The organism is Streptomyces sp. NPDC000075, assembly GCF_040301925.1.
Classification (GTDB): domain Bacteria; phylum Actinomycetota; class Actinomycetes; order Streptomycetales; family Streptomycetaceae; genus Streptomyces; species Streptomyces polychromogenes.
On record NZ_JBEPFL010000024.1, the window covers coordinates 84,511 to 103,285 of the forward strand.

At 71.5% G+C, this 18,775-nt stretch carries 20 protein-coding genes and 1 pseudogene; 6 read left to right on the top strand and 15 right to left on the bottom strand.

Annotated features, from left to right (window positions below):
• Positions 1-56 precede the first annotated feature (56 nt).
• From ABT403_RS25610 to ABT403_RS25625, 4 genes are all read right to left on the bottom strand, one after another.
• Positions 57-1,088, bottom strand: a complete 1,032-nt coding sequence (locus ABT403_RS25610; protein ID WP_344154831.1) for a 6-phosphofructokinase — start codon at positions 1,086-1,088, stop codon at positions 57-59.
• Between the two features lie 208 nt (positions 1,089-1,296).
• Positions 1,297-1,941, bottom strand: a complete 645-nt coding sequence (locus ABT403_RS25615; protein ID WP_344154828.1) for a response regulator — start codon at positions 1,939-1,941, stop codon at positions 1,297-1,299.
• A 74-nt stretch (positions 1,942-2,015) separates the two neighbouring features.
• Positions 2,016-3,230, bottom strand: a complete 1,215-nt coding sequence (macS, locus tag ABT403_RS25620; protein ID WP_344153874.1) for a MacS family sensor histidine kinase — start codon at positions 3,228-3,230, stop codon at positions 2,016-2,018.
• Positions 3,231-3,275: 45 nt separating this feature from the next.
• Positions 3,276-4,043 (bottom strand): lysophospholipid acyltransferase family protein, encoded by a 768-nt coding sequence (locus tag ABT403_RS25625; protein WP_344154825.1) that lies wholly within the window; start codon positions 4,041-4,043, stop codon positions 3,276-3,278.
• A 210-nt stretch (positions 4,044-4,253) separates the two neighbouring features.
• On the opposite strand from ABT403_RS25625, the gene ABT403_RS25630 reads away from it, so the two are divergent.
• The 3 genes from ABT403_RS25630 to ABT403_RS25640 all read left to right on the top strand — a co-directional run bounded on the left by ABT403_RS25630 (position 4,254) and on the right by ABT403_RS25640 (position 7,162).
• Positions 4,254-5,033 (top strand): alpha/beta hydrolase, encoded by a 780-nt coding sequence (locus ABT403_RS25630; protein ID WP_344153871.1) that lies wholly within the window; start codon positions 4,254-4,256, stop codon positions 5,031-5,033.
• The gene (locus tag ABT403_RS25635) at positions 5,026-5,589 is read left to right on the top strand and encodes a hypothetical protein (RefSeq protein WP_344153868.1); all 564 of its coding nucleotides are present in this window, start codon (positions 5,026-5,028) and stop codon (positions 5,587-5,589) included. Before ABT403_RS25630 ends, ABT403_RS25635 begins: the two co-directional genes overlap by 8 nt.
• Before the next feature lie 763 nt (positions 5,590-6,352).
• Entirely contained in the window at positions 6,353-7,162 is an 810-nt protein-coding gene (locus ABT403_RS25640) for an IS5 family transposase (protein ID WP_344153865.1), read from the top strand.
• On the opposite strand, the gene ABT403_RS25645 is transcribed toward ABT403_RS25640, so the two are convergent.
• The 3 genes from ABT403_RS25645 to ABT403_RS25655 form a co-directional block, all read right to left on the bottom strand.
• The gene (locus ABT403_RS25645; protein ID WP_344153863.1) at positions 7,136-7,624 is read right to left on the bottom strand and encodes a hypothetical protein; all 489 of its coding nucleotides are present in this window, start codon (positions 7,622-7,624) and stop codon (positions 7,136-7,138) included. The genes ABT403_RS25640 and ABT403_RS25645 overlap by 27 nt on opposite strands.
• Positions 7,625-7,955: 331 nt before the next feature.
• Positions 7,956-9,194: a helix-turn-helix domain-containing protein gene (locus ABT403_RS25650; RefSeq protein ID WP_344153860.1), complete on the bottom strand. Its 1,239-nt coding sequence runs from the start codon at positions 9,192-9,194 to the stop codon at positions 7,956-7,958.
• On the bottom strand, positions 9,191-9,511 hold the full coding sequence (locus ABT403_RS25655) for a putative quinol monooxygenase (RefSeq protein WP_344153857.1): 321 nt from the start codon (positions 9,509-9,511) through the stop codon (positions 9,191-9,193). The genes ABT403_RS25650 and ABT403_RS25655 overlap by 4 nt, the downstream gene beginning before the upstream one ends.
• A 159-nt stretch (positions 9,512-9,670) precedes the next feature.
• Here ABT403_RS25655 and ABT403_RS25660 point away from each other — a divergent pair, with 159 nt between their 5' ends.
• Entirely contained in the window at positions 9,671-9,832 is a 162-nt protein-coding gene (locus ABT403_RS25660) for a hypothetical protein (protein ID WP_344153854.1), read from the top strand.
• Positions 9,825-10,082 carry a hypothetical protein gene (locus ABT403_RS25665; protein WP_344153851.1) on the top strand — a complete coding sequence of 86 codons (258 nt, stop codon included), beginning with the start codon at positions 9,825-9,827 and terminating at the stop codon, positions 10,080-10,082. Before ABT403_RS25660 ends, ABT403_RS25665 begins: the two co-directional genes overlap by 8 nt.
• Positions 10,083-10,119: 37 nt before the next feature.
• Here ABT403_RS25665 and ABT403_RS25670 read toward each other — a convergent pair whose 3' ends face one another.
• From ABT403_RS25670 to ABT403_RS25705, 8 genes and pseudogenes are all read right to left on the bottom strand, one after another.
• Complete coding sequence (locus ABT403_RS25670) at positions 10,120-10,647, bottom strand: NUDIX domain-containing protein (protein ID WP_344153848.1); 528 nt, start codon at positions 10,645-10,647, stop codon at positions 10,120-10,122.
• 1 nt (position 10,648) lies between these two features.
• Positions 10,649-10,852 (bottom strand): annotated as a pseudogene (locus tag ABT403_RS25675) (tetratricopeptide repeat protein); the annotation flags it as partial.
• Positions 10,853-11,457: 605 nt separating this feature from the next.
• Positions 11,458-12,264, bottom strand: a complete 807-nt coding sequence (locus tag ABT403_RS25680) for an endonuclease/exonuclease/phosphatase family protein (protein WP_344153845.1) — start codon at positions 12,262-12,264, stop codon at positions 11,458-11,460.
• Positions 12,265-12,363: 99 nt separating this feature from the next.
• Positions 12,364-13,305: an ROK family glucokinase gene (locus ABT403_RS25685; RefSeq protein ID WP_344153843.1), complete on the bottom strand. Its 942-nt coding sequence runs from the start codon at positions 13,303-13,305 to the stop codon at positions 12,364-12,366.
• A 62-nt stretch (positions 13,306-13,367) separates the two neighbouring features.
• Positions 13,368-13,877 carry a DUF5304 family protein gene (locus tag ABT403_RS25690; RefSeq protein ID WP_344153840.1) on the bottom strand — a complete coding sequence of 170 codons (510 nt, stop codon included), beginning with the start codon at positions 13,875-13,877 and terminating at the stop codon, positions 13,368-13,370.
• A 79-nt stretch (positions 13,878-13,956) separates the two neighbouring features.
• Positions 13,957-15,105: an ArsA family ATPase gene (locus tag ABT403_RS25695; RefSeq protein ID WP_344153837.1), complete on the bottom strand. Its 1,149-nt coding sequence runs from the start codon at positions 15,103-15,105 to the stop codon at positions 13,957-13,959.
• 258 nt (positions 15,106-15,363) lie between these two features.
• Positions 15,364-15,807: an SRPBCC family protein gene (locus ABT403_RS25700; RefSeq protein ID WP_344153834.1), complete on the bottom strand. Its 444-nt coding sequence runs from the start codon at positions 15,805-15,807 to the stop codon at positions 15,364-15,366.
• Positions 15,808-15,926: 119 nt separating this feature from the next.
• The gene (locus ABT403_RS25705; protein ID WP_344153831.1) at positions 15,927-16,709 is read right to left on the bottom strand and encodes a metallophosphoesterase family protein; all 783 of its coding nucleotides are present in this window, start codon (positions 16,707-16,709) and stop codon (positions 15,927-15,929) included.
• A gap of 253 nt (positions 16,710-16,962) precedes the next feature.
• Here ABT403_RS25705 and ABT403_RS25710 point away from each other — a divergent pair, with 253 nt between their 5' ends.
• Positions 16,963-18,759 (top strand): AMP-dependent synthetase/ligase, encoded by a 1,797-nt coding sequence (locus tag ABT403_RS25710; protein WP_344153828.1) that lies wholly within the window; start codon positions 16,963-16,965, stop codon positions 18,757-18,759.
• Positions 18,760-18,775 lie beyond the last annotated feature (16 nt).

Genomic DNA, 18,775 nt, shown 5'->3' on the forward strand with positions numbered 1-18,775 from the left:
GCTCAGCGGCGGATCGGTGGCGGTTCAGCGGGGGTTCGGCGGCGGTTCAGCGGGGTTCAGCCGAAGAAGACCCCGGCCTCCTCGTACAGCGCCGGGTCCACCGTCTTCAGCCTCGCCGTCGCGTCGGCGATCGGCACGCGCACGATGTCCGTCCCCTTCAGCGCGACCATCTTCCCGAAGTCCCCGTCGCGCACCGCGTCGATCGCGTGCAGCCCGAAACGGGTGGCCAGCCAGCGGTCGAAGGCGCTCGGGGTGCCGCCGCGCTGGATGTGCCCGAGGACCGTCGTACGGGCCTCCTTGCCGGTCCGCGCCTCGATCTCCTTGGCCAGCCACTCCCCCACGCCCGACAGCCGGACGTGCCCGAAGGAGTCCCGGGAGACGGCGTCCTTGAGCACCAGGTCGCCGTCCTTCGGCATGGCCCCCTCGGCCACGACGACGATCGGCGCGTAGCTCGCCTTGAAGCGGGAGGCCACCCAGGCGCAGACCTGGTCCACGTCGAAGCGCTGCTCGGGGATGAGGATGACGTTCGCCCCGCCCGCCAGCCCCGAGTGCAGGGCGATCCAGCCGGCGTGCCGGCCCATCACCTCGACGACCAGCACCCGCATGTGGGACTCGGCCGTGGTGTGCAGCCGGTCGATGGCCTCGGTGGCGATGCCGACGGCCGTGTCGAAGCCGAAGGTGTAGTCGGTGGCCGACAGGTCGTTGTCGATGGTCTTGGGCACGCCGACGCAGGGGATGCCGTACTCCTCGTACAGCCGGGCGGCCACGCCCAGGGTGTCCTCGCCGCCGATCGCGATGAGCGCGTCGACCTCGGCCTTGGCGAGGTTGTCCTTGATAGCGCGGACGCCGTTCTCCGTCTTGAACGGGTTGGTGCGCGAGGAACCGAGGATGGTGCCGCCGCGCGGCAGGATCCCGCGGACGGCGGGGATGTCCAGCGGGACGGTGTCGCCCTCGACCGGCCCGCGCCAGCCGTCCTTGAACCCGACGAACCCGTATCCGTACTCCTGGACGCCCTTGCGGACGACGCCCCTGATCACCGCGTTGAGCCCGGGGCAGTCGCCGCCGCCCGTGAGCACTCCGACCTTCATGGAATCTCCCTTCGCCATGACGGTCACGCTAGTGGTGACCCAGGTCACAGCGAGGGGCGTGGAGTGGTCAATTCCGGTGGAATTACGGGGCGTTGCGTACGCGCGTTCACTCGTAAGGGGAAGTAAGTACGACCGGTGCGGCCTTGCGCGTCCCCCTTACGCGTCATCCCTGCGCGTCATCTCTATGCGTCGCCCCTACGCGTCATGCCTACGCGTCGTCGAGCCCGCGCTCTATCGCGTACCGGACGAGCTCCACCCGGTTGTGCAGCTGGAGCTTGCCCAGGGTGTTCTGGACGTGGTTCTGCACCGTGCGGTGCGAGATCACCAGCCGCTCGGCGATCTGCTTGTACGACAGCCCCTTGGCCACCAGCCGCAGCACCTCGGTCTCCCGGTCGGTCAGCTGCGGGGCCTTCGGCTCGTCGGCGGCGGCCGGCAGCGGGTCGGTGGCCAGGCGCCGGTACTCGCCGAGCACCAGCCCGGCCAGGCCCGGAGTGAACACCGGGTCGCCGACGGCGGTCCGGCGGACCGCGTCGATCAGCTCCTGGGCCCCGGCCGACTTCATCAGGTAACCGGTGGCCCCGGACTTCACCGCCTCCAGCACGTCCGCGTGCTCCCCGCTCGCCGACAGGACCAGCACGCGCAGCGAGGGATCGGCGCCGACCAGCTCCTTGCAGACCTGCACCCCGGGCATGCCGGGCAGGTTGAGGTCCAGCACCAGCACCCGCGGGCCGGCCGCGCGGGCCCGGCGCACCGCCTCGGGGCCGTCCCCGGCCGTCGCGACCACGTCGAACCCGGCGGCGGCCAGGTCGCGGGCGACCGCGTCCCGCCACATCGGATGGTCGTCGACGACCATCACCTTGATTTCGTGGAGCTCGCCGCCACCGCTGCCGCTGCCACTGCCGCTGCCACTGCCACTGCCGCTGTCGTTCACTGGGTCCTCCCCCTCGGTACTTTCAGTTCCACTTCGGTGCCCTGCCCGGGGACGGACACCAGCTCGGCGCTGCCGCCGAGATCGCGCAGCCGGCCGCGGATGGACAGGGCCACGCCCATCCGCCCCTCGCCCTCCGCCTGGTCGAGCCGGCCGGCCGGGATGCCTGGCCCGTCGTCCCGTACGGTCACGATCACCTCGTCGCCCCAGTCCTCGACCAGGATCCAGGCGCTGGCCCCCTCCCCGGCGTGCTTGCGCACGTTGTCCAGGGCGGCGCCCACGGCCGCCGCCAGCTCCCGCGCGGCGGGCACGGGAAGCGGCACCGGACTGCCCGGCTCGGCGAAGCTCACCCGGGAGCCGGCGTACGGGGCCAGCAGCGAGCGCAGGTCCAGCTCGCCCTCGTCCCCGCCCGGCTCCTCCACCTCGTACGTGTCCACCAGCGCTCCCAGCGACTCGTCGCGCGAGACCCGGGAGGGGCGGACCAGCCCGCTGGAGACCAGCGTGCGCAGGGCCACCTCCTGCTCCCCGGCCATCCGGCCGAGCTCGGCGGCCTCTCCGCCCAGCTCGGTGCCCCGCCGCTGGACCATGGCGAGGACCTGGAGGACCCCGTCGTGGATGTCGCGGGCGAGGCGTTCCCGCTCACGGGTTGCGGCCTCGATCTCCAGGGCGCGGGCGAGGGTGGCCTCACTGGCCCGGGCGACCTCGACGACGTAGCCGAGGGCGATGGAGGCGACCCAGACCAGCAGCACGTTGTGCAGGGTGTCCCGGGTGGGGTCGCCGCCGTGGATGGCGATGTTGGCGACGGCCACGAAGGTCGAGGCGACACCCGCCCAGCGCCAGCCGCCCTTGAGGGCGAAGGCGAGGACCGAGCCCGCCGTCCAGATGCTGGGGAGCGTGGGACCGCCCCCCGCGATGCGGGCATGGGTGTCGGCCAGCGGGGTGAGGGCGATGCCGGCGAGGGCGACCGTGAGGTCGGCGGCCAGGAACCCCCGGGTACAGCCGGCCGCACCGCCCACCCGCCGGTGGGTGGCCAGCGTCCAGACGACGAGGACGGCCAGGTAGCCGACCGCCACCCAGGGGCGGACGAAGTCCTTGTACGCGGAGGCGAACAGCAGCACCGCGTAGACCATGGTGAGCAGCCGGTACGCGGTCAGCGCCCGCCAGAGCGGCTGCTCGACCGACATGCGTACGACGCGCTCGCGCTTCGGCGCCATCTCCCCCACCCCCGCCGCGCGGACGGCACCGGCCGCCCGCGGGGACTACTCCGCGCCCTTGTCGCCCTTGGCCGCGTCCTTGTCGGACTTGGCCGCCTTCTCGGCGTCCTTGTCGGACTTGGCGGCGTCCTTGGCGGCCTTCTCGGCGTCCGCGATCTGCCGCTTGGCGGCCGTCGCGTAGATGTCCACGTACTCCTGGCCGGACAGCTTCATGATCTCGTACATGACCTCGTCGGTCACCGAGCGGAGGATGAAACGGTCCCCGTCCATCCCCTGGTAGCGGCTGAAGTCCAGCGGCTTGCCGATCCGGATGCCCGGACGCATCAGCTTCGGGACCACCTTGCCGGGCGGCTGGATCTTCTCGGTGTCGATCATCGCCACCGGGATCACGGGGGCACCGGTGGCCAGCGCCACCCGGGCCAGACCGCCGGGCTTGCCCCGGTAGAGACGGCCGTCGGGTGAACGGGTCCCCTCGGGGTAAATACCGAACAGCTCTCCGCGCTCGATGACCTCGATACCGCTCTTGATCGCGGCCTCACCCGCACCACGCGCACCGGAACGGTCCACCGGAAGCTGGCCGACGCCCTTGAAGAAGGCCGCGGTCAGCTTGCCCTTGACCCCGGGGGAGGTGAAGTACTCGGCCTTCGCGATGAAGGTCACCTTCCGGTCCAGCACGGCCGGCAGGAAGAAGGAGTCGGAGAAGGACAGGTGGTTGCTCGCGAGGATCGCCGGCCCCTCCGCGGGAATGTTCTCGAGGCCCTCCACCCACGGCCTGAAGGCGAGCTTCAGGGACCCGCCGATGGAGAACTTCATTGCGCCGTAGATCAACTCGAAAGCCTTCCTGTGTCTGTCGATCAGACCATAACCCCTAGCTCCACCGAGAGCGCCCGACGACCCTGGTCGGTGTCATCCCGGTCGCGTACGGTGAAGTCACACAGCGCGACGCACCCGTACGTACGCGTACGCCCGCGCGCGCGTCGTCGTCTCGTCATCGTCGAACCCTTCACCCACTAGGAGACTGTGGTGCCCGTCCTCCCTGGAGCAGAGCCGTTCCGCCACGAGGGCGGAGAAGTGGGCGTGCTCCTCTGCCACGGCTTCACCGGTTCCCCGCAGTCGCTGCGCCCCTGGGCCGAGTACCTGGCCGAACACGGACTGACGGTCTCGCTGCCGCTGCTGCCGGGACACGGCACGCGCTGGCAGGACATGCAGCTCACCGGCTGGCAGGACTGGTACGCCGAGGTGGACCGGGCGCTGCGGGAGCTGCTGGAGCGCTGCACGCAGGTGTTCGTGTTCGGGCTCTCGATGGGCGGCGCGCTGACCCTGCGGCTGGCCGCCAAGCACGGGGACGCGATCCGCGGCATCGTGCTCGTCAACCCGGCCAACAAGGTGCACGACCCCCTGGCCGTCGCCCTTCCGGTGGCCAAGCACTTCATCCGGTCGACGGCCGGCATCGCCAGCGACATCGCCAAGCCCGGCTCGGCGGAGGTCGGCTACGACCGGGTCCCGACGAAGGCCGCGCACTCGCTGCGGAAGTTCTTCCAGCTCGTGGACACCGAGCTGCCGCAGGTCACGCAGCCGGTCCTGCTGCTCCACAGCCCCCAGGACCACGTGGTCCCGCCGGCGGACTCCGAGCGGATCCTGGCGCGGGTGTCGTCCACGGACGTCACCGAGACCCTGCTGGAACAGAGTTACCACGTGGCGACGTTGGACCATGACGCGGAGCGGATCTTCGCGGACAGCTTTGCGTTCGTCGGGCGGCTCGCGGAGAGCGTCGGCAGGGAGGGGGCGGCCAGCGGTGGCTGAGCACGAGGAGTCCTCCGGGGGCGTGCCCCCACTGGACGAGGAGGCGGCCTGGGCCGCGATCGTCGCCGGGTACGGGCAGGAGCCGCCGGACCCGCCGGGGGCGCGCCCGTTCCGGCCGATCGAGAACCTGATGCTGCCGGAGGAGGACGTCCAGCCGGAGCCGCCGGCCGCCGCACCGCCGGCGTCCCCGACGGCCCCGACGGCGCTGGGCAGCTCGGTGGTCTTCGCCCCGGGCGTCGGCCTCGGCCCCCGCGACCACTCACCGGCCGAGCCGAAGGACGAGGACCCGGCGGGCGAGGCCTCCGACGAGGGCCACTTCGTCCCGCCGGAGCCGGAGCTCCCGCCGGCGGACACGACGGCGAAGTTCGCCTGGCTGGCCGTGGTCGGCGGACCGGTCCTGCTGTTGCTGGCGGTGCTGCTCCAGTGGGACATGACCTGGTGGCTGACCACCCTGGGCATCGGCGGCTTCCTCGGCGGATTCGCCACCCTGGTGGCCCGCATGTCGGGCGACACGAACGACGACGATGACGACCCGGGCCGCGGGGCGGTGGTGTAGGAGCCGGGGGCAGCACGGCGGGGGCCCGCCATCTCCCCCGCGAGGGGTCGGGGGCGGGCCGGTGGCTGCCCACCCGCCTCCCCGACCGGCCGGGGTCGGCGGCTCGGCGGGGCCTTGGCCGGACGAAATCGAGAAGACGGCCGGCGCCGGGGGCAGGCGGGGTCTGAGCCAAGGGTTCTCAGGGAGGGTTGGGGGTTTCCCGCCAGTCTCATCGTCCTTCCGCGTCGGGCCGGTCAGTCAAGAGCGCTCCTTCGTCGCGTCGCTACGCGATGTCGCTGCGCTCCACTCTTGACAGCCCGACCCGCCACGAAAAGCCGAAGACTGCCGGGAACCCCCCAAAGGAACGGGACGGACGTTCCTTGGCCATGCGGCGGGATCAGCGACCAGCCGGGCCGTCGGGACACGGCAGACCAAACATCCGGCCCCCGACCGCCGAAGCCGGAGCCTGGGGCCGCCCCACGCACCAGATCGCTACGCGCTCCTCCCGTCTCAGAACCCGTTGTCGTATCGATCGTGCGGGTGTTTTGGTTCGAACGGGCTTCTGGTGCGGGTGATGTTCTGCTGGCTGTGGCATGAAGGCAGGGCCTCTTGGAAGCTCGTGGGTGCGAATCCAAACGGGCTGTTCCAGGAGACCCTGTTGCCACAGCTTTGCGCGTCCGAGCTCGCCGCGTCCAACGCCGGATCCCTATCGTGTGACTGCATCGCGCACACGTATGGAAACGCCGCCGATCACGGCGTGCGGGTCCGGCGCTATCCGTCGGACATGACCGACGCCGAGTGGGCGGTGATCCGCCCGCTGCTACCGGTGCCGGCATGGCTGGAGGGCCGGGGCGGGCAGCCGGAGGGCTACTGCCACCGGATCATGCTTGACGCGGTTCGCTACCTCCTCGACAACGGTGTGAAGTGGCGGGCCGTCCCGGCCGACTTCCCTGCCTGGACAGCCGTCTACGCGTTCTTCCGCCGATGGCGCCACCAGGGCCTGATCGCCGAGTTCCACCACAGGCTGCGAGCCCGCGTCCGGGTGGTGGAGGGCCGGGACACCGAGCCGACGGCCGCGGTCATCGACTCCCAGTCCTTGCGGGCCGCCGACACCGTCGGCGCCGCATCACGCGGATGGGACCAGGGCAAGAAAGTAGGCGGCCGCAAGCGCCACCTGGCCGTGGACTGCACCGGTCTGCTCCTGGTCGTGCACGTCACCTCGGCCTCCGTCCAGGACCGCGACGCCGCCTCGCCCTTGCTGCAACAACTGCGGGACCTGCACCGCAAGACCGCTGTGGTCTGGGCGGACGCTGGTTACGCAGGCCGGCTCGTGGCCTGGGCCAGCGACACACTCCGTCTCACGCTGACCATCGTCCGGCGCAGCGAGGGCCAGAAGGGATTCGTGGTGTTGCCCCGCCGGTGGGTCGTCGAGCGGACACTGGCCTGGTTGATGCACCGCCGCCGCCTGGTCCGCGACTACGAACGCCTGCCCGACACCCACGAGGCGATGGTGATGTGGTCCATGACCATGATCATGGGACGCCGCCTCGCCCGCGGCCGGCCGCACTCACACGAGCGCCGATCCTGCCCCTGAACCGGCGGCCACGGTGAACAACCCCTGATCAGCCACCGCCCACCCCCGGGCCACCAGCCGCTTCGCCATCGAGCGGACACACTCGATCTTCGCGGGCATTGCCTCCCGGCCCAGGGCCACGGTCAGATCCCTGGCCCGCATCGGACCACCGGCCGCCCCGGCCACCAGCACGGCAAACAGACGCTGGTACTCCTCGGGAAGCACCCGTGCCGAAAGACCCTCACGACGGTGAGGCACCACCATGACCCCCATCGGACCGGCATCCGCATACGACCCGGCTGTCTCCCCCATCTGAGCGGCCGGTCCACCCAAAACCTCCGCCACCGTCTCACGCGCGATGACCAGCCGTTCCAGACCCGCTTCCGCCTCCCCGAGTTCGGCCAGGACCCGGTCAGCCTCCTCCCTCAGCCGCTCGATCACCTCCCGCGCAGCCGACTCCCTCGCCTCCAGCAAACCCAGCACCGACGCCCTCCCACACCCCCGCGATCAACAGCCAACACCAACGGTGCATGCCTGCCTCGCCAGAGCGAACCCCACTCCCACCAGCAGAAACTCAACAACCCCGTTCGATAAGACAACGAGTTCTCAGCGTCCGCAGCCCGCCTGGGGCCGCTACCTGCACGAAATGCCAATCAGGGAAGCATCCGGGGTAAGCGGGCGCGACAGATCGCTACGCGCTCCTCGTTACTCGGCGACCGTCCGCCGTCATGGGCTGGTACCCGCGTCTGATGCGCGGAACGTAGCGGCAGCGACCAGCCGGAGGTCCGCGGCCAGCACCTGGATGGATGATCGTTCAGGCGAGGCTGTCAGTGCGTTCGGCCAGGGCTCGGAGTTCGTCTGAGGCCGACCGGCCTGCCACAAGGACCAGGTCTTTCACGGCCACTCGGGATGCCGCGTGTGTGTGGATCATCTCGGGTGCGAGGGCTTCGGCCCGTAGGAGGCAGTCCAGAGCGTCCGCGTACTGGCGGCGCTGGATGTGTGCCCGGCCAACGTCCATCAGCAGGCGCGCTTGCCGCTCGGATGACAAGCCGTCGGCCCGGAGGCCCTTGGCGATATCGAGAGCCTCACCTGCGTCACCGAGGTCGACGGCAGTGGAAATGGCGTGGATCTCCACGTTCGTAGGACCGAATTCGAGGTTGAAGTCGTTGCGGTCCTCGCCCAGTCGTCGGCCGATGCTCCGGGCCTCATCGATCTGCCGGCGTGCGGACGATCTTTCGCCCGCGCGGGCGTGTACGAGTGCCAGCATCAGATGAAGGGATCCGAGGACGGAAAGGTGCTCGGATGTGGGCTCGTTGGTCTCGATGTGCCGCTGGAGGATGCTGACCGCCGTGGCGGCGGCGTGCTCGGCCTGGTCAAGATGCTTGAGGCGCACGAAGGCGTGGCACAGCCGGTAAGTCCCGGCGAACACAGCGAGCGGATCCCCTGCCAGTTCCGCCTCGCGGATCGACCGGTCCGCCGCGACCCATGCGGCATCGGCTTCGTTCTGGCGGACGAAGGCCGCCGCGAGGGCTTGATACGTCTTGGCCAGCAGAGCGTGTAGGTCTGGCCGCTGCTCCGGCGCTGACGTACGGCAGGCGAGTTCCAGCCTGGGGACCAGCGGGCCGATGGCCGCGCTCAGTTCGGCGAACTGGGAGCGGTGCGCGAGCTCCCAGATCCTGTCCACGGCCGCGCGCAGGCCCGGGAGCGCGCCGGGCCGGAAGGTCGTGCTCGGGTTGAGGAGCGCATCGAGTGCGGCGTGACCGGAGAGGACCAGACGAGCCTGGTCAAGGTTGTTCGTCTCCAGCTCTGCCATCGCTCCGGGCTCCGCCGGAGGCGGAGCGTCGGGCTGGAGGACCTGGAGCGACACGCCGAGGCCATCGGCGAGAAGCCGCAGCACGTCCAGGCGGTTCACCGGTTGAATGCCCCGTTCGACCTGGGACAGCCAGCTCGCGGTACGCCCGATGGCCGCCGCGAGATCCCCCTGCGTCATGCCCTTCTGCTTGCGCAGATCGGCCACTCGTGCGCCGAAGGCGCGCCGCTCCTCGAAACTCACAGGCCTGTTGCCACCTTTCCGCTGACCGCATCGAGGAACGTGACCTCGACACCGGCAAGGTACTGCTCCCGCTCAGCGAGGAAGTACTTGGTGTGCGGTTGCGCCTCGTGAGCATCGAACGCGGCGCGGTCCGCGTACAGCTCATAGAACACACGGACCAGCGGCTCGCCCACCGGCACGTGCACCACGTAGGTCAGCGTCCCCGGCTCGCTTCTCTTGATGCCTTCCAGGGTGGTCGCACACAGCTCGTCGAACGCCCTCGCGGCTTCCAGGTCGTGCAGCGCGAAGCGCACCACCAGACCGAATCCCTCGCTCACATGTGCTCCTTTCGAGTCGCGGACAGTCTCGCAAATACGCAGCATTCCTGCGAGTAGCAGAATTCCTGGACTCGCAGAAACTCTGCGAGTAACCTCGTAGTCGCCCTGCTACCCAAGGTGACCGGGTGGCATACCCGGCTGCGCAAAGGAGACGCGTTCATGCGTCAGTCCCACATCGATCCACGCCCCGATATCAGGCACCAAAGCGAGGCGGCACATCGCGTGGCGGCCACCATCGAACCCAGCTCTGACCTTCTCGACCGCGCGCAGGCCGGTTGGGAGCGCTTCCTCGACAGCTGCGAGGAGGCCCGCGATGAGTGAGCAGTACGAGTACGTCCCCCACCGCCTCCTGCGTCGCCGTGTCCGCGATATCGCCTCCGGCGCCGAGGGGGTGCTGATGGCCGTGGTCAACGAGAACGTCTCCGACTGCCACACCTACGAGTGTTGGAGAGAACTCGCCTACATCCGGGGCGCATCCGGCCGAGAGTTCACCACCGCCGTCGAAAACATCGTCCCCGCCTACGACCAGCCCCAGACGACCGCCAAACGCCGAACCCTGGGCAGCGCGTAGCACTCTGACGCTCTATGCCGCATCCAACCTCGGCGGTTCACCACCCGTTCAGCGAGACCTCCGGACCGGCGTTCAAGTACTGGCGAAGAGCGCTTGATGTGGTGTTCACGAAGGCGTCGGGGATGGCGTCGGCGTCGATCCAGCGGACCTGGGAGTGCTTGCGGGGTTCGCGGTTTTCGGGTTCGCCGGTCCATTCGTTGGCGGCGAAGACGACGGTGAGGAAGCCGTTGGGGGCTTCGACGCCCCAGGCTCCGTGGATGATGTGGGCGACCTTGAGGGACTCGGGCTTCACGGTGAGGCCCGTCTCCTCGTAGAGCTCTCGGACTGCGGTTTCGGTGATGGGCTCGCCCGGTTCGCTCTTGCCTACCGGGAGGTCCCACATTCCCTGGGCGAACTTGGCTTTGTCGCTGCGCTGGAGGAGGACGACGCGGTTGGTGGCCTTGTCGTGGACGATGACGGCCGCGACCAGCAGGGTCATCGATGCGAGCGCCGGCTTGAGGGCTTGGGAGCGGTCGTCGGTCTGCTGAGCCACGGTGTTCCCTTCGTCAGGCGGGTTGTTGGGCATGTTAGGCGAGGGCTTCCCGCGCTCGGCGGGCAAGATCGGCGGCGCCGGGGACGAGGCGGCGTTGGTAGATGGCGAGGGTGGAGCGGATCGAGGTGATCGCTTTTCGGGTGCGGTCGGAGGTCATACCCCCCATGAGGACCAGGGCCTGGGTCCAGGCGGCGACGGCCTCGTCGGCGCGGGCCTGGGCGGCGAGGCTGTCGCCCAGGCGGCGGACGGCCGCCGGAAGGTGAGAAGCGCGTAGCGATCTGACGCGTGGGGTGGCCCGGGATGCCTGCGTGGTTGGCATTTCGTGCGGGTATCGGCCCCGGACGGTCGCCGGACGCCGAGACGGGCGAAGCGCGTAGCGATCTGACGCGTGGGGTGGCCCCCGGCTCCGGCTTTGCCGGTCGGGGGCCGGATGCCTGGTCTGCCGTGTCCCGGTCTGCTCGGCTCATCGCTGATTCCGCCGCATGTCCAAGGAACGTCCGTCCCGTTCCTTTGGGGGGTTCCCGGCAGTCTTCGGCATTTCGCGGCGGGACGGTCTGTCAAGGGTGGAGCGCAGCGACATCGCGAAGCGACGCGACGAAGGAGCGCCCTTGACAGGGCGGCCCGACGCGGAAGGACGATGAGACTGACGGGAAACCCCCAACCCTCCCTGAGAACGCCCGGCCCAAGTGCCGCCCTCCCCCGGCTCCGGTCCGCTCTACCGTCACCGCCCACCGGGACCCCGCCCCCACCCACCGCCCCGCACCCGGGGAGGCGGGTGGGCAGTCACCGGCCCGCCCCCGGCTCCTCGCGGGGGCAAAAGCGGGCCCGCGCCGCGAGGCGTGGCTACGCCCTCAGGCGGACCGCTGCCAGGACCGGGAGGTGGTCCGTGGCCGTGCGGAGGTCGGGTGCCGGGAGGCCCGTCGGGACTCCGCAGGCGAGGACCTCCACGCCCCGGGAGGCGAACACCGCGTCGATGCGGCGGGACGGGGCTGCCGACGGGAAGGTGTGGGCGCCGCCCCAGGGGGCGGCCGTCCAGCAGTCCTGGAGGGCGTCCGACAGGCGGGTGAAGGCCGGGCCGCCCGGGCTTTCGTTGACGTCGGCGGCGGCGATCGCGTACGGGGTGTCCAGGGCCTCGACCCGCTCCAGGAGGAGGCCGGCCTGGGCGGCGCGCTCGGTCGGGTCCAGCGACAGGTGCGCGCTGACGACCCCCAGCCGCGCCGCCCCGAAGCGGACGACCGCCGTCGCGAAGCCGCGCCGGTGCAGGCCGGGGGTGAGGGGGAGCAGGACGTCCTCGGTCCGTTCCACGAAGGCCCGTAGCGAGCACAGCAGCAGCGGTCCGGCCGCCGTCGCTCCCCCGCCCAGGACGACCAGGTCGCTCTTGGCGGCCAGCCGGGCCGCGTGCTTGCGCCAGCGGAAGAACCTGGGGGCCTCCTGGACGAAGACCAGGTCCGGGGCGCAGGCCCGGATCACCCGGGCCAGGGCCTCCTCGTCGTCGCGCAGCGAGCGGATGTTGTAGCTGAGGACCCGGATCACGGCGGAGCCGTCCGGCTCGGTGGTGGACCCGGGCAGTGCGCCGGGCACCGCGTGGGCGTCGGAAAGCGGCTGGGGCTGCGGCTGGGGCTGGGGCTGGGGCAACGTGTCAGGCACCATGCACCGCAAGATACGCAGCCGCCCGCCGCTCCCACAGAGGGCGCGGCGGGCGGCTCGAGCCGTGCCCGAGGGCGGGTCGGCCCGGCGGGCCGGGCCGGGTCAGCCCTGGCGGGCCAGGTCGGCGGCGCCGACGAGCCCGGCCTTGCCGCCGAGCTGGGCGGCCAGTACCTGGGCGTGCGGCCGCCAGGCGCCGCCGACCAGCCAGCGCTTGAAGGACTTGCGGATCGGGTCGAGGACGAGGTCGCCCTCGTCGGAGACGCCGCCGCCGACGATGAACGCCGACGGGTCGAAGAGGGAGGCCAGGTCGGCCAGGCCCGCGCCGGCCCAGCGGGCCAGTTCGCGGAAGGCGTCGACGGCGACCAGGTCGCCGGCCCGCGCGGCCTCGCTGATGTGCTTGCCCTCGATGCCGTCGGGGGTCCCGTCGCCGAGCGAGAGGAGGACCGCCGCGTTCTCGGGGGTGGCGTTGGCGCGCTGCTTGGCGTAGCGGACGAGCGCGCGGCCGGAGGCGTACTGCTCCCAGCAGCCCTGGCTGCCGCAGCCGCACAGCAGGCCGTCGGGGACGACGCGGATGTGCCCGAACTCGGCGGCGACGCCGAAGCGCCCGCGGCGCAGCTTGTTGCCGATGATGATGCCGCCGCCCAGGCCGGTGCCGAGGGTGATGCAGATGACGTCCTCGTGGCCCTGGCCGGCGCCGAAGCGGTATTCGCCCCAGGCGGCGCAGTTGGCGTCGTTCTCGACGACGACGGGCAGGCCAATGCGCTGCTCGACCTTGTCCTTGAGGGGCTCGTGGCGCCAGTTGATGTTCGGTGCGAAGAGGACGGTCGCGCGCTTGTCGTCCACGTAGCCGGCGGCGCCGATGCCGACGGCTTCGATGGTGTGGTTGCTGCTGACCTCGGAGACGGCGGCGCAGATCGCCTCCGTCACGCCGTCCGCGGTCGGCGGGGTGGGCACCTTGTACGTCTCAAGGATGGTGCCCTCTTCGTCGACCACGCCGGCCGCGATCTTCGTGCCGCCGATGTCGACGCCGATGGTGAGTCCCATTAGTCCCTCGGTTTTCCGGTCAAGCCCCGCCACGGCCAACCGTACCCGAGCCGGGCGGAGGATCAGTCGAGATCGATCCGCTGGGCCGGGCCCTCGTCGGGGCCGTCGCCGTGGTCGTCGTCGCCCTCGGAGTGCTTGCGGGGGGCCGGGGGCTCCTCGCGGACCCAGCGGCGTTCGTGGCCTTCGACGGCCGAGCGGTAGGCGGCGAGCAGCTCGGATCCGGCGGCCGCGAGGTGGCCGAAGACCTCCGGGTTGCGTTCGATGACGGGCTTGGCGGCGGTCTTGGCCTGGTTGACGAACTGGCGTACGGCGCCCTGGGCGGCTGCGGCGAGCTCCGGGTTGTTGAGGGCGGAGACCTTGTCGGCGACGGCCCCGAAGAGCTTGAACAGCTCCTCGGCGGCGGTTCCGGTGGCGGCGTCCGCCGCGGTGCCCTGCTCCCGTTCGGCCCGGCGCTCCCGTTCGGCCCGGCGCTCCTCTTCGGCCCGGCGGCGCTCCTGTTCGGCGGCGAGGTCCTCGGCGCAGGCCTTCGCCCAGGCGTCGTCGTCGGTGGGGCGGTCGGTGGCCTCGCTCATGGCGGACTCTCCTGAGGCGGCTGCGGTAGGGGCTACCTCCGACGTTACCCGAACGGGGGTACGCCGCCGCGTACGCGTCTCAGCGCGCGCGGGGCCACAGCTGCGGGTCGGGGGTGAAGCGGACGCGGAGCACTCCGTCGGTGAGGGCGGCGCCGGAGACGGTGCAGCGGCGCAGGGCGGAGGGGAGGGAAACGGTCCTGCGGTAGGGGCCCACCGCGAGGAGCAGCTCGTCGCCGCGCCGGATGAGGTCGAGCTCGCTCTTGCGGGCGCGGGGCAGCGGGACCGCCCAGACCAGCACCCCGTCCTCGGCGAGCCGGTCCTCGACGGCCCAGCCGGGGCGGTCCCCGGGGGCGGGGGCGGGGCTCGGTGCCATGCCTTCGGTGGCGGCGAGCTCGCCGGGGTCCTCGGGGTCGCGGCCGAGGTGCCCGAGCGGGACGACGGGCCGTTCCCGGCCCCAGCGCGTGAGGTACTCGGCCTGCTGGGCGGCGAGCCCGGCGAGCCAGGGGTCGGCGGAGTCCCGGGGGACGAGGCGGTTGGCGACCAGGTCGTGGACGGGCAGCTGGTACAGGGCGAGGCCGAGCGTCCCGGAGCGCAGGGCGGCGTCGGCGGCGGGTCCGGGTTCGGCGACGAGGCGGACCCGGGTGGTGGGGGCCTCGACGACGGCCTGGACGGCGGCGAGCTCCTCGTCCCAGCGGGCGGCGGTCTCGTAGAGCCAGCGGGCGGGCATGGGGACCCCGGCGAGCTGGGCCAGTACGGGGCGCAGGGCGCGGGCGGCCTGGCGTTCCGCGGGCAGCAGGCGGGCGAGGTAGCGGCGCAGCTGGGCGGGGAGGGCGAGGGTCGTCAGGGCCTGGTGCAGCGGGGGCATGTCCACGACGACGAGGTCGGTGGCGGGTGCGGTGGCGGCGCGGCGCAGGCCGCGCAGGAGGGCGAACTGTTCGGCGCCGGGGAGCTCGGTGAGTTCCTCGGCGCCGAGGGGGGTGCCGCCGAGCATGCCGAGGAGGGTCGCGCCGCGTTCCTGGAGGGCGGCGAGTTCGGTGCGGAACTCCTCGCCGGAGTCGATGCGGGCGAGGCGGAGGCCGTCGGGGGTGGGGGCGCCGGCCCAGGGGTCGCCGTCACCGCAGAGCAGGAGCACACGCTGCCCGGCGCGGGCCGCGGCGAGCGCGGTGGCGGCGGCGACGGTGGTCCGGCCGGACCCTCCGGGGCCGGTGATCAGCAGGGTGTGCGGCATGGTGCGGTGCTCCGGGTCGTAGATCGTCCTGCCCGAACGCTACGCCCGCGGTGGCCCAGCCCCCGGTCCGGGGGTCCCGCTGCGCGGGGCTGGTCCCCTACCCGCCCTTCCACCGTTCCCCGGGCTCCGCCCGGACCCGTTCCGTGCGCTCCGCGCCCGGTGCGCTCAATCGCCGCGCGGGCTGAAATCAGCCCCGCCGGCGTTTGAGGCGCGGGGGTCTGGGGGCGGAGCCCCCAGGGCGCCCCGCCCGGGCGTGGCTCAGGCGGCCGATTCGACCCGCTTCTTCAGGCCCGCCAGGGCGCGGTCGATGATGACCTTCTCGGCCTTGCGCTTGATCATGCCGAGCATCGGGATCTTGACGTCGACGGTCAGCTGGTAGGTGACCTCCGTGTGCGCCCCGCCGGCCAGCGGGGCGAGCCGGTAGGAGCCGTCCAGCTGGCGCAGCATCTGGGACTTGTGGAGGGTCCAGCTGACCTCGTCCTGGCCCTTCCAGCTGTAGGCCAGCGTGTGGTCGTCCTTGATCGCACCGGCGTCCAGCAGCAGCCGGACCTTCTCGGCGCGGCCCTCGGCGTCGGTGGACAGCACCTCGGCCTCCTTCACCTCGCCCGTCCACTCGGGGTAGCGGGCGAAGTCGGCGATGACGGCCATGACCGCGGCCGGCGAGGCCTCGATCGTGATGCTCGAGCTGGTGTGTTCCGCCATCGCGGTCGCTCCTCCGGGGGAGAGTGTTCGGCAAGGGTGCGGGGGCCTCCGGCCGCCGCGTGAAGGCTACCGCGCGTATGGGCGCCGATACTGCGGGGCCCCGGCGCCGGGGGGCGTGGTCACCACTCCAGGGCCCACGGCCGTCCCGTCGCCGCGAAGTGGCCGACGTTCACGCACTCGGTGGACGCGATCCGCATCCGCCGGGCCAGGGGCTGGTGGACGTGTCCGAAGAGGGCGTACCGGGGCCGGGTGCGGCGGATCGCGGCGAGCAGGGCGGTGCTGCCGCGTTCGAAGCGGCGGGCGACCGTGTCGTAGCAGAGCTCGGGCACCTCCGGCGGGATGTGCGAGCAGAGCACGTCGACCTCGCCGAGGGCCTCCACCTTGGCCGCGTACTCGTCCTCGTCCACCTCGTAGGGGGTGCGCATGGGCGAGGGCAGTCCGCCGCCGACGAAGCCGAAGACGCGGCCGCCGAGCTCCACCCGCTGCCCGTCGAGGACGGTGGTGCCGGGGCCGGCGTACTCCTGCCAGAGGCCGGGGATGTCGACGTTGCCGTAGGTGGCGTACGTAGGGCGGGGGAAGGCGGCGAACATCTGCGCGTACTGGCGTCGCACCGCCTGCTCGATCATCCGTTCCCTGTCGAGGCCGTCCCACAGCCGGCGGCCGAATTCGCGCGCTTCGGCGAAGCGGCGCGCGGTGCGCAGTTCGACGATGCGGTGGGCGTTCTCCACGCCGAACAGGTCGGGGAAGATGCCGCGCGAGTGGTCGGCGTAGTCGAGGAAGAGGACCAGGTCACCGAGGCAGACGAGGGCGTCGGCGCCGTCGCCGGCGCGGGCGAGCGCCTCGGTGTTGCCGTGGACGTCGCTGACGACGTGGACCCGTGTACGCCTCTTGCCGGTACCCATGCCGCAACCCTAGGGGTGCCGGTGCCCGGCGGGTAGAGCGGGGCTCGCAGGCGGCCGGACCTGCGGTTACTTCCGAGTCCTGGAGCCGGTCGACTACTGTCGGCAGCGCTGTGACGGCGGTTGCGATGCACGGCGAAGTCCAGAATGTGACGCACGGAACATCTGGCCGGTTACCTCTATCCGGAACCCACTACCGGTGGGTAACGTCCGGTCGGTCCACACGGTGGCGATGGCGCCCAGAGGAGCAGCAGTCTTGCGCGAGTTCAGCCTTCCGGCCCTGTACGAGGTCCCGTCGGACGGGAACCTGACGGATCTCATCCGCCGCAACGCCGCCCAGCACCCAGACACCGCCGTCATGAGCCGCAAGGTCGACGGCCGCTGGCAGGACGTGACCGCCACCGAGTTCCTCGCCGAGGTCCGGGCCGCCGCCAAGGGCCTGATCGCGGCGGGCATCCAGCCCGGCGACCGGGTCGCGCTGATCTCCCGCACCCGCTACGAGTGGGTCCTGTTCGACTTCGCGATCTGGAGCGCGGGCGCGGTCACCGTGCCCGTGTACGAGACCAGCTCCCCGGAGCAGATCCAGTGGATCCTCGGGGACTCCGGCGCCGTCGCGGCCATCGTCGAGAGCCCGGGGCACAGCGCGAGCGTGGAGGCCCTGCGCGACCGGCTGCCGGAGCTGCGCGAGGTCTGGGAGATCGAGCAGGACGCCTTCGGCGCCCTCAAGACCGCCGGCGCGCAGGTCCCGGACGCGGACGTGGACGCCCGCAGCTCGCTCGCGAACGCGGACGACCCGGCCACCATCGTCTACACCTCGGGCACCACCGGCCGCCCCAAGGGCTGCGTGCTGACCCACCGCAACTTCTTCGCCGAGTGCGGCAACGTCGTGGAGCGGCTGAAGCCGCTCTTCCGCACCGGCGAGTGCTCGGTGCTGCTGTTCCTCCCGGCCGCGCACGTCTTCGGCCGCCTGGTGGAGGTGGCGGCGGTCCTGGCGCCGATCCGGCTGGGCTGCGTACCGGACATCAAGAACCTCACCGACGAGCTCCAGTCCTTCCGGCCCACGCTGATCCTGGGCGTGCCGCGCGTCTTCGAGAAGGTCTACAACTCGGCGCGCGCGAAGGCGCAGGCCGACGGCAAGGGCCGGATCTTCGACGCCGCCGCCGAGACCGCGATCGCGTACAGCCGGGCACTGGACCTGCCCTCGGGCCCGTCCTTCGGCCTGAAGCTCAAGCACAAGATCTTCTCCAAGCTGGTCTACAGCAAGCTGCACGCCGTCCTCGGCGGCCGCGGCGAGTACGCGATCTCCGGCGGCGCCCCGCTGGGCGAGCGGCTCGGCCACTTCTTCCGCGGCATCGGCTTCACGGTCCTGGAGGGCTACGGCCTGACGGAGACCTGCGCGGCCACGGCGTTCCTGCCCTGGGACAAGCAGAAGATCGGCACGGTCGGGCAGCCGCTGCCGGGCTCCGTGCTGCGCATCGCCGACGACGGCGAGGTGCTGGTGCACGGTGAGCACGTCTTCAAGGAGTACTGGAAGAACGAGGCGGCCACCGCCGAGGCGATGTCCGACGGCTGGTTCCACACCGGTGACGTCGGCACCCTCGACGAGGACGGCTACCTGAAGATCACCGGCCGCAAGAAGGAGCTCATCGTCACGGCGGGCGGCAAGAACGTCGCCCCCGCCGTGATCGAGGACCGGATCCGGGCCCACGCGCTGGTCGCCGAGTGCATGGTGGTCGGCGACGGCAAGCCGTTCGTGGCGGCGCTGGTCACCATCGACGAGGAGTTCCTCGGCCGGTGGGCAGCGGAGAACGGCAAGCCGGCCGGGTCCACGGCGGCGGACCTGCGCGAGGACGCGGACCTGATGGCCGCCGTCCAGAAGGCCGTGGACGACGGCAACGCGGCGGTCTCCAAGGCGGAGTCGGTGCGGAAGTTCCGCATCCTCCCCTCCCAGTTCACGGAGGAGTCGGGCCACATCACGCCGTCGCTGAAGCTCAAGCGCAACGTGGTGGCGAAGGACTTCGCGGACGAGATCGAGGCCCTGTACCGCTCGTGAGCTCTTAGCTCGTGAG